We start from the raw sequence: 9751 nt of genomic DNA, 5'->3' as shown, positions 1-9751 counted from the left end.
ACGCCGCTCCCGGTGTGGGCCTCGCCGCACCGCAGCTCGGCATCCCCTTGCAGCTGGCCGTGCTCGAAGACCATTTCGATGTTGACCCTGTGGCCTCGGAGATCCGCCAAAGGACACCGCTGGGCTTCTTCGCGATACTGAACCCCGGCTACGAACCCGAGGGGACTGCAACGGCGTCGTTCTACGAAGGCTGTTTGTCGATGCGCGGATTCCAGGCCGTGGTCACACGGCACCGCGATGTCCGCCTGCATTATCAGCGTCCCGACGGCAGTGCAGCCTCGGCTGGATTCTCCGGATGGCAGGCCCGGATAGTCCAGCACGAGACCGACCACCTGCAAGGCGGACTCTATGTGGACCGCGCCGAGCTGCGGTCCCTGGCGAACGATGCAGAATACTCAGCACATTGGGCGTACCCCGGTATCGACGAGGCACGCCGCGGGCTTGGTTTCCTCAATCCGTAGCTGAGCCGGCCTCGCGGGGCCGGTTTGCTGCTGAAGGCAGGTGCCTTGCCCACCACGCGAGGATCTGCTCGAAACGCTGTCGCCTGTGGTGTGGCGTGCCCGAGCGCGATAGTTCGTGATCTTCACCCGGGAAGAGGAGCAACGCCGTCTCCACGCCTTGCGCCTTGAGGGCGGCAAAGTAGCGCTGGCCCTGTTCAACCGGGCATCGGAGATCGTTTTCGCTGTGGACTACCAGCGTGGGTGTCCGGACTGCGGTCACCACGGCCATGGGGCTTTGGGCCGCCATCTGTTCCAGCGAGCCGCCCGTGTATTGGCCACCGAAGAACCATCCAATATCCGATGATCCGGCAAAGCTGACGGGGTCAAGGAATCCGCGCTCCACGATGGCTGCCTTGAAGCGGTGTTCGTGGCCGATGACCCAGGCCGTCAGGTATCCGCCGTAGGACCCGCCCATGATGCCGATCGATTCCTTGTCCATCGCGGGGAAGGCTTCCACGGCACCATCCAGGAAGGTGAGTACATCCGCCATGTCCACGGTGCCCATCTTTTCCTTGATGGCCCCGCCGTGCGCCTGGCCGTACCCGGCGGAACCACGCGGGTTGCACATCAGCACGGCGTATCCCGCCTCTGCGTAAACCTGGGCTTCGTCGAAGAAGGCTCCCGTGTACTGCGCGAAAGGGCCGCCGTGGATGGTGAGCAGCACGGGGTGCAGGCCTGGCCCCTCCGGCAGGACCGCCCAGCCATGGACCGGGTAGCCGTCAGGGCCGGTGGCTGTGAACTCGTGCGGTTCAAGAATGGCTGCTTTGCCTCGGAGCGCCCTGGCGAAATCGGTGAGCACCCGGAATTCACCGTTCTCCAGAACGCCGAGCTCACCGTTGCTGAACGCGTCACCGAAAGAGACAGACACGATGTCTCGCACCGCGGAAGCGCCGATCACCACCCGGGGCCCCTCGACGAGGACCTCGGTCCCGCCGTCGGCCGTCCAGCGGATCAGTTGCACGTTCCCACGAGTCGTGTTGGGCGCCAGCACCCCATCCGCTCCGACGGTTTCGAGGGGGCAGCCAACGTCCTGGTTTTCGACGTCGCTCAGCATCGTCGCCTTGCCACCCCGGACCGGCATGACATATAGCGCTGTGTTCCTCGCGACGAAATCCAGGCCGTCATCGCCGAGGTCCTGTGCCGTAAAGAACAGCCATTCGCCGTCCACGGACTCGCAGACTTCCAGGACAGACTGCGGTGCAGCGTCCGGACGCAGCGCGGTGATGTCCCCTCCCGCGGCGGGGACACGATAGATACCCGAGGCGAGATCGGCGTCGTGGCCTTCGTGAAGCGAGGCGACGAAGTAAACGCTCTCGCCGTTGCGGCTGAACGACGGCGAGGTGTGGTCGACGTCGCCGGAGGTCAACTGCATGGCCCGCGGCACCAGGCTCGCGGCCTCTGGCCCGAGGGCTTTAGCGGCCCTCCCGGCGGGGGCCACCGGCGGTTCCGCTCCGGGCTCGGGAACGTCGACGACGAACAGTTGCGCGGGCTTGTCGGCGGTGTAACCCAGTCCATTGAGCCTGTATTGGTTGTCGGTGATCAATCGGGGGTCTTCGCTGCCCGGCCCGACGCCGTCAACCGTTCCGTAACGGCCTTCCTCGGGAACCCGCGAAGAGAAAACAATCCTGTGAGAATCGGGTGCCCAGGAAAAGTCCGAGACACCCAGTTTCTGCTCAGTGATCGCTTGCGGTTCCCCGCCGTCGGCCTCCACCACGTGCAGTTGCGGCTTGCCGTCCGGCGTCGCCCTGAGGAATGCCAATACCGTACCGTCGGGCGAGAATGCCGGTGCGGTGTCCCGGAACCCACGGGTTATCCGACGGGGCGGGATCGCAGGGTCAAAAGGAACGCTCCAAAGCTGCCCGACGTACGCATCAGCATCGAAATCGGGCCGCGTTACGGACACGACGGCGCGGGTCCCATCGGGATGGGCGGCGGGAGCAGAGACGGAATTCAGCAGCGGGAGTTGTTCGGCTTTCACGCTGGTGAGCCTAGCGGCCGCCACGGCGTGACGATATCTGCCACTCCGGCCGCCGTAGGATTGTCCCTATGCTTTCCGACGCCGTCCCTTCCCTGCGCTGCCCGGTCTGCAGGGGTCCTTTTGGACTAAGCGGGGCGGCGCCGCTTTCCCTGGTTTGCGTCGCCGGCCACAGTTTCGACGCCGCCAAACAGGGCTATTTCAACCTGCTCACGGGAAAGGGCACCGTCTTCGAGGCGGACACGGCAGAGATGGTCGCGGCCCGCGACGATTTCCTGGGCGCGGGCCACTACGCTCCGCTCGCCGAAGCCATCGCGGAGGAGGCGGCTCCGGTCCTGTCGGTACCGGGCTCCCTGGTCCTCGATTCGGGGACAGGCACCGGCCACTACCTGCGGACAGTGCTGGAACGCACTCCTGCGGCAGCCATTGGCATCGATATCTCGAAGTTCGCCCTCCGCCGGGCCGCACGGCTGAATCCCGGCGCCGTCAATCTGGTGTGGGATATCTGGCGACCACTGCCCATCGCCGACCACTCCGTGGATGCCATCATCGTGGTCTTCGCGCCGCGGAACCCCCCGGAATTCGCCCGCGTCCTGCGTCCAGGCGGCCGGGTGATCGTGGTGACTCCGCGCAACGGACACCTTGGGGAGATTGCGGAACGCACCGGAATGCTCAACATTGAGCCGGGAAAAGAAGAACGACTTACCGAGTCCATGCAGGAGTTCTTCACTCTCGCGGACACCATTCACCTCGACGTGGACCTCAAGCTCGGTGGGCGGGACATCGCCGATGTCGCCTTCATGGGACCGGCGGGTCATCACCTGGAACGCGCCGCCCTTCTGGCGTCAACGGCCTCGGAAACGTCCGTTCAAGCCACCGCGAAGTTCACCCTCAGCGTTTTCACAGCGCCGTAGCAAGGCGCCTAACGGGAACCTTCGCGCCGGGCTAGGATGGAAAAATAGCGACTGTGATCTTGCCGACGCTGCAGTCCGGATCAGGCCGGCTGCCGCCGCAAGTCCGGAAACAGGGGGAACGATGTTTGAATGGCTTGGCAGCAACTGGTGGGCCCTCTGGCTCACGGTGTTTCTCGCTTTCGCCGTGGTGGAGATGCTGACGCTCAGCTTCTTCTTCATCATGCTCGGGGCCGGCGCGCTGGCTGCACTCGTCGCTGACCTTGCCGGAGCCGATCTGTGGTTGCAGATTGTGGTCCTCTGCATCGTGTCCCTGCTGATGATCGCGTTCGTCCGTCCTATCGCACTCAAGCATCTGCACAAAGGGCCCGCCGAGCAACGCACCAACGTGGACCGCTTGATCGGCCAATCGGCGCTCGTCATGGAGCCCGTCAGCGCGACGGCGGGACTCGTCAAAATCGGTGGCGATGTGTGGAGCGCCCGCAGCGCGGCGGAAATCATCGACGCCGGCCAGACCGTGCAGGTCACCAGGATTGACGGCGCGACGGCGGTAGTCGCCCCGACAGCGGAAAACAGCCCGCACTAGCAGCGTCCCGCCATGGCTTACGCCACGACGTTCGACGACGAGCGTTCGGCGACTGGCGACCGGCATTTTGCCGCACACATACCGCATCAAAAACGTAACTGGGGAATGAAGGAGATGTATGGACAGCTTGGGAGGAACTGCAGCCGCGATCGTGCTGCTAGTTCTCGTCATATTCGTGATTATCGTTTTGGTCCGCTCGATCAGGATCATCCCGCAAGCGCGCGCCGGCGTCGTGGAACGCCTCGGTAAATACCAGCGCACGCTCAACCCCGGGCTCACCATCCTGATCCCGTTTGTCGACCGCTTGCTGCCGCTGTTGGACCTTCGAGAACAAGTGGTTTCCTTCCCGCCGCAGCCGGTGATTACCGAAGACAACCTGGTTGTATCGATCGACACCGTGGTCTATTTCCAGGTCACGGATCCCCGGGCAGCGACCTACGAGATCGCCAACTACATCCAGGCTGTTGAACAGCTGACCACCACGACGCTCCGTAACGTCGTGGGCGGCTTGAATCTTGAAGAAGCACTCACTTCGCGCGACCAGATCAACGGCCAGTTGCGCGGGGTCCTGGACGAAGCCACGGGACGCTGGGGAATCCGCGTTTCCCGCGTGGAGCTCAAGGCAATCGACCCGCCGCACTCCATTCAGGACTCAATGGAGAAGCAGATGCGGGCCGAGCGCGACCGGCGTGCTGCGATTCTGACGGCCGAAGGCACCAAGCAATCGGCGATCCTCACGGCCGAAGGCCAACGGCAAGCGGCAATCCTGGCTGCAGAGGGTGACGCGAAGGCAGCCATCCTCCGCGCAGATGGCGAAGCGCAGGCCATTCAGAAGGTCTTCGACGCCATCCATAAGGGCAACCCGGATCAAAAGCTGCTTGCCTACCAGTACCTCCAGACCTTGCCGAAGATTGCGGAGGGCTCATCCAACAAGCTGTGGATCATCCCGAGCGAGGTCGGTGAGGCCCTCAAGGGCATCGGCGGAGCGCTCGGTGGCGCCAACGGCGGATCCGGTGTCGCTGACCTGTTCAGCGATTCCAAACAAGAACCGTCCGCGTAACTACCGACAGTTTGAACGGGGACCGGCCACAATCTCTCTGGCCGGTCCTCTTCGCTTTGTCCTGTCAGCTTCGATCCGCGTATAATGGTGTATTTGTCCGGCCGGTTCAATCCGAACGGAACATTAACGCTTGGTCAGGCGTTTCATCTAGTGATGCAACGTGTGCAGACAGTAGTCCGGGCGACGCCTCGCGGCGTCCGGCTAGCGCGGAGCATGGTTCCGCGAACAGACAGAGGGAGTAATCATGAGCGATCGCAGCCTGCGGGGCATGCGTCTTGGCGCCCAGAGCATGGAAACCGAATCCGGCGTGGAGCCGGCGCCGCGTCAGAGGGTTGAATACCGCTGCGCGGACGGAGAGCAGGTCTTCGTTACCTTCTCCTCCGAAGCCGAGATCCCTCCTGTCTGGGTTTCCAAGACCGGCAAGGAAGCGCTCCTGGTTGATGGTGAACGCCCCGTTGACACCAACGAGAAGGCCGTCCGCACCCACTGGGACATGCTGCTGGAACGTCGCAGCCTCCCCGAGCTCGAGCAGATCCTCGAAGACCGCCTGAACATCCTGCGCGAACGTCGCGGGGAACGCCGCTCGGCATAACGCCGCAATTCCCAAAGGGCGCCGTTCCTCAGCGGACAGTTGCCGAGGGAACAGTTTCACGATAAAAGTCCGGGTCGCACTCTTCAGAGTGCGGACCCGGACTTTTCCGTTGCATTTAGTGCATCTTCGTGGCTTCCGGTGGTTGGGTGGCCCATTCGGTCTCGGTGGCCCGCATCCAGGGATATGGCAGGAGTTCGGCTAGACCGACAGTTCCAACCTCTCCCCCGGCATCAACCAGGACCGTTGCCCCGGCTCCGTAGTTCCGCAGCAGCTCCCGGCAGACGCCACAAGGATTCGTGACCTGCGGTTCTCCGTGTTCGTCCATGCTGACTGCGACCGAGGACTCGATGGAGGCTTCCTGGGCAATGCGGGCATTGGCGAGGGCGCTGGATTCGGCACACACGTTGATTCGTTTGGAACCGATGTGAAGGCCCAGATAGATCGCCCCTGACGCGCCCCGCATCGCGGCAGCGACACGATGGTTCTCGCTGTGATGAGCCGTGAGGAGCAGTTGGCGGGCCGCGGTGTAGAGCTCTACGTCGGACTGACTGAGGTCAAACGAGATCACGTTCCTAGCTTCCAATGAAGATGCCGCTCTTCCTGCGTGCCAGCAGGTAGAAGACAATGCTCAGCACGGACAGCACCGCGACGTAAACCGGGAAGATCCACGATGCATTCATGGACTGGAGCCAGACCAGGAGATAGGAAGCCGTACCACCGAAGACGGCCACACCAATCCCGTAACCAAGGGAAGTTCCGGCGCCTCGGCATGATTTGGGCATCAGGGAACTGGTGACGACGTTGTACAAGGTCATGTTCAGGACAAGGACAACCGAGCCGCCCAGGAGGACCGCGGCGAACCCGCCGATGCCCGGACGGACGTACATCAGCATCAGGAAGACCGACGGGATCGACAGTGCGCGGGTGATCAGGAACCACTTCGAAATCGACTTGCCGTCTGCGAACTTGCCGACTACCAGGCTGCCGACAACCAGCACGGCTCCAAGAATGGTGGTGAGGGCGAAGACAGCGGTGGCGTCTTCTTTGAAGCCGCTGCGGGCCGCGGTGGGCAGGCCGGTATTCCAGGCGTAGTTGTAGGCTTGCGCTGCTCCAACCACGAAGGTTATGGCCAGCACGCTCAGCCAATGCTTGCGCACGCCGCCCCAAACAGCTTTGGAGGAGTTCTCCGCGAGCTCCTCGGGCCGCATGGTTTCCGGAAGAGTGCGCCGAAGGTAGACCACGATGAAGCCGAAGATCGCTCCCACGATGAAGGGAACACGCCAGCCCCAGTCGGCCATGACAGCCCCGCTCAGCATCAGGCTGCACAGGTAGCTGACCAGCGAAGCGAGGAGAATGCCCGAGTTGACGAAGAAGGAGATGATGCCCGCGACGAACCCTTCGCGTCCCACGGGAACCAGTTCGACGGCGTGCGCGGTGGAAAGCGGAGCTTCAACACCGGTGGAGATGCCCTGCACGATGCGGCAGACCAAGAGGATGACGCCGGCGGCGCCGCCGATCTGCTGGTACGTCGGACACAGGGCGATGATCAGCGTGGTGATTGCCATCATCATGATGGACCAGAGCATCACTTTTCGACGGCCGATTCTGTCGGCGAAAGTACCGAGCAGGACGCCGCCCAAGGGACGGAAGGCGAAGCCGACGGCGAAGACGGCCAGGGCGTTAAGCGTTGCGGCGGTGGGGTCCTGCGAGGGGAAGAACTTTGGCCCGATGAAGGCCGACAGGAGTCCGAAGACCATCCAGTCGTACCACTCAAGGGTGTTCCCGAGTCCGAGGCCCAGCAGCCCACGGCGGATTTCCGGAGAGAGCCGGGATTTCCGGGCGCTTTCCGGGCCATTCTTGACGACAGTGTCAGTCATGATTCTTTCCTTCCTCCGCACCTTCGCGGTGCGTGAGGGTACGGATCACCGTTGACATCCAGGGGGAATCGACGGTGATCGAAACTATCATTTTGGCTTGGTCCGGCAAGGCCGAACCAGCTCACCTCATGGGAAGCGAGTTAGCCCAGATAGCTACGCGTGCCTCTTCGTAGCGCTTTGAAGCAAACGGGGACACCCAGTCCCGTAAGAGGGAGCGTGGACGGCTTGCTTGGGTGCCGCAGGATCAGTAAGGGAAATACGAGGGTGGACGTGGGGCCGGGCTGGGCCTTCCGCCAGAAGGCTGAAGCGCCAACGTCTCTGATCGTGTTGCAAACTTCCCCAAGTGATGCGACTCACTTAACTATATTGAAGATATTCACCAGGTCAATGCTTTTTGGTAAATAGCCTTCGTTGCCCCGCGTGCATTGAAGAGTCTGCCGCGGCAGCGGCGTCAGTGAACCCGGAGAACGAGAAAATTTCACCGAACCATTGATTCGCTAAAATTTTTCACTATAGTTATGTGAGTCAGCTCACCGAGAGAAAGCTGGATCATGACCAACGAGATCATCACGGCATCCTCACCTGCCGGCACGAGCGCGCTTCTGGCAACTGTCGGCAACAAGGTCCGCACGATGCGCAAGGACAAGGGGATGACCCTGTCCAAACTCTCGGAAATCACCGGTCTCAGCCCGGCGATCGTCAGCCAGATCGAACGCGGGCTGGCCAACCCATCATTCACCACCTTGGCGCAGCTGGCTCACGGCCTGGACATTCCTGTGGGGAAGTTCTTCCTCGGCCAGGAAGAAACCAGGTCGCCGGTTGTCCGCAAGTCCGAGCGGCGAAACCTCAAAGGCGTCACCAAGAAGTCCGTGGGAGAGGCAGTCTATGAACTCCTGACCCCGGACCTCAATGGCGCCTTGGAGGCCCAATGGATCGTGAGTCCGCCAGGCCACGACACCAGCGCCACTCCTTTCCGCCACAGCGGCGAGGAGTTCGGCATCATCTTGTCGGGAAAGAAGGACATCTTCCTCGACGGCGAGTGCTACACGCTTGAGGCGGGCGATTCGATCACCTTCTCCTCGGATACGCCTCACTGGTACAAAAACAGCTACGAAGAGGTATGCGTAGCTATCTGGGTCAACGCCCCTCACGTATGGTGACCAGCCGGCGCTAGCCGCCGCTCGCTCCCATACACGTACGGACCCTTGGACGTCCGTTCGCAAACATCTCAATCTTCCGTGTCCAGGTCCCCCGGGACCTCTACTCGGCATGCCCTCCGCCAGGCCTAGTCTGCTGCGTACATCGCCGCGGGCTCCTCCTGAGCACCCCGTCTATACCCCGGCAACCGTTCCAACGGAATGCCCGCCGGGAAGTAAGGATCCTCCACCATGAACTCCTTTGCCACCACATCGTCACTGGAACTCAGTACGACGACGGCGGACCTCACCGCACCCGTCATCTCCCGCTCCAACGTCCTCGTGGTCGGCGGTGGGCCCGCCGGCGTGGCCGCCGCAGTCACCGCAGCACGGTCCGGCGCATCCGTCACGCTCCTGGAGCGCTACTCCTCGCTCGGTGGACTTGCCTCCGGAGGCATGGTCCTGGTGCTCGACGACATGATCAACGGCCAGGAAATCACGGTGACCGGCATCGTTTCGGAGTACGTGGAACGGCTGCAGAAGCTCGGCCTTGCTATCGTTCCGCCTGCCGATGACCGCAAGACCTCCGAGGAACTCTGGAACAAGTGGGGCCGCTACGGCACCTTCGACTTCCACTCCCACACCAACCCCAAGCCGATTTGCTACGCCGCAGCCTTCGATCCGGACGGCTGGAAGCGCGTCTCCAACGACCTTGTCCGCGAAGCCGGAGTCAACCTCCGCCTGCACTCGTGGTTCTCCCGCCCGATCGTGGACAACGGCGTGATCAAGGGCGTCATCTGCGAGACCAAGTCCGGCCCGCAGGCGTTCATGGCGGACATCGTCATCGACACGACCGGTGACATCGACGTCGCCTCCCGTGCCGGCGCCAGCCACATCAAGGACAGCTACCTCACCACCCTCGTCTTCCGCCTGGGCAACGTGGACACGGCCGCCGCAGAAGCTTTCGAGCAGGCCAACCCGAAGGAGGCCCGTGCCATCAACCGCACCATCAAGCGCCTCCTTGGCGGCGCCTGGGAACTGTGGTGGCTCAAGACGCCCATCGACGGCGTCGTCTGGTGCAACGCTCCCCACATGACCGGGTACGACGGCGTGG

10 protein-coding genes are annotated in these 9751 nt (G+C 62.7%); 7 read left to right on the top strand and 3 right to left on the bottom strand.

The window, feature by feature from the left end; genetic code table 11:
- Positions 1-461 (top strand): peptide deformylase (locus AHiyo1_RS21900; RefSeq protein WP_059389988.1); only part of this gene is annotated, 461 nt, incomplete at its 5' end.
- Here AHiyo1_RS21900 and AHiyo1_RS21895 read toward each other — a convergent pair.
- Positions 451-2478, bottom strand: a complete 2028-nt coding sequence (locus tag AHiyo1_RS21895; protein ID WP_059389987.1) for a S9 family peptidase — start codon at positions 2476-2478, stop codon at positions 451-453. The genes AHiyo1_RS21900 and AHiyo1_RS21895 overlap by 11 nt on opposite strands.
- A 68-nt stretch (positions 2479-2546) precedes the next feature.
- On the opposite strand from AHiyo1_RS21895, the gene AHiyo1_RS21890 reads away from it, so the two are divergent.
- From AHiyo1_RS21890 to AHiyo1_RS21875, 4 genes are all read left to right on the top strand, one after another.
- Positions 2547-3389, top strand: a complete 843-nt coding sequence (locus AHiyo1_RS21890; RefSeq protein ID WP_059389986.1) for a methyltransferase domain-containing protein — start codon at positions 2547-2549, stop codon at positions 3387-3389.
- Positions 3390-3510: 121 nt separating this feature from the next.
- Positions 3511-3972 carry an NfeD family protein gene (locus AHiyo1_RS21885; protein WP_059389985.1) on the top strand — a complete coding sequence of 154 codons (462 nt, stop codon included), beginning with the start codon at positions 3511-3513 and terminating at the stop codon, positions 3970-3972.
- 118 nt (positions 3973-4090) lie between these two features.
- The gene (locus AHiyo1_RS21880; protein WP_059389984.1) at positions 4091-5032 is read left to right on the top strand and encodes an SPFH domain-containing protein; all 942 of its coding nucleotides are present in this window, start codon (positions 4091-4093) and stop codon (positions 5030-5032) included.
- A gap of 244 nt (positions 5033-5276) precedes the next feature.
- Complete coding sequence (locus AHiyo1_RS21875) at positions 5277-5624, top strand: RNA polymerase-binding protein RbpA (protein ID WP_059389983.1); 348 nt, start codon at positions 5277-5279, stop codon at positions 5622-5624.
- 115 nt (positions 5625-5739) lie between these two features.
- Here AHiyo1_RS21875 and AHiyo1_RS21870 read toward each other — a convergent pair whose 3' ends face one another.
- Positions 5740-6192 (bottom strand): cytidine deaminase, encoded by a 453-nt coding sequence (locus AHiyo1_RS21870; RefSeq protein WP_059389982.1) that lies wholly within the window; start codon positions 6190-6192, stop codon positions 5740-5742.
- 4 nt (positions 6193-6196) lie between these two features.
- The gene (locus tag AHiyo1_RS21865) at positions 6197-7501 is read right to left on the bottom strand and encodes an MFS transporter (RefSeq protein WP_059389981.1); all 1305 of its coding nucleotides are present in this window, start codon (positions 7499-7501) and stop codon (positions 6197-6199) included.
- A 551-nt stretch (positions 7502-8052) separates the two neighbouring features.
- Between AHiyo1_RS21865 and AHiyo1_RS21860 the strand changes: the two genes are divergently transcribed.
- Positions 8053-8661, top strand: coding sequence for a helix-turn-helix domain-containing protein (locus AHiyo1_RS21860; RefSeq protein WP_059389980.1), 609 nt, complete (start codon positions 8053-8055; stop codon positions 8659-8661).
- A 228-nt stretch (positions 8662-8889) separates the two neighbouring features.
- A partial coding sequence (locus AHiyo1_RS21855) for an FAD-dependent oxidoreductase (RefSeq protein WP_113990741.1) occupies positions 8890-9751 on the top strand: 862 nt, incomplete at its 3' end.

It is taken from the genome of Arthrobacter sp. Hiyo1 (assembly GCF_001263615.2).
Lineage (GTDB): Bacteria > Actinomycetota > Actinomycetes > Actinomycetales > Micrococcaceae > Arthrobacter.
Note: the sequence above shows the minus strand (reverse complement) of the source record. Positions and strands in the feature narration are given on the sequence as shown.

Excerpts from the sequence above, each read along its gene's own strand:
- AHiyo1_RS21875 (WP_059389983.1), top strand. The coding sequence starts at position 5,277 with ATGAGCGATCGCAGCCTGCGGGGCATGCGTCTTGGCGCCCAGAGCATG.
- AHiyo1_RS21865 (WP_059389981.1), bottom strand. The coding sequence starts at position 7,501 with ATGACTGACACTGTCGTCAAGAATGGCCCGGAAAGCGCCCGGAAATCC.
- AHiyo1_RS21890 (WP_059389986.1), top strand. The coding sequence starts at position 2,547 with ATGCTTTCCGACGCCGTCCCTTCCCTGCGCTGCCCGGTCTGCAGGGGT.
- AHiyo1_RS21860 (WP_059389980.1), top strand. The coding sequence starts at position 8,053 with ATGACCAACGAGATCATCACGGCATCCTCACCTGCCGGCACGAGCGCG.
- AHiyo1_RS21880 (WP_059389984.1), top strand. The coding sequence starts at position 4,091 with ATGGACAGCTTGGGAGGAACTGCAGCCGCGATCGTGCTGCTAGTTCTC.
- AHiyo1_RS21885 (WP_059389985.1), top strand. The coding sequence starts at position 3,511 with ATGTTTGAATGGCTTGGCAGCAACTGGTGGGCCCTCTGGCTCACGGTG.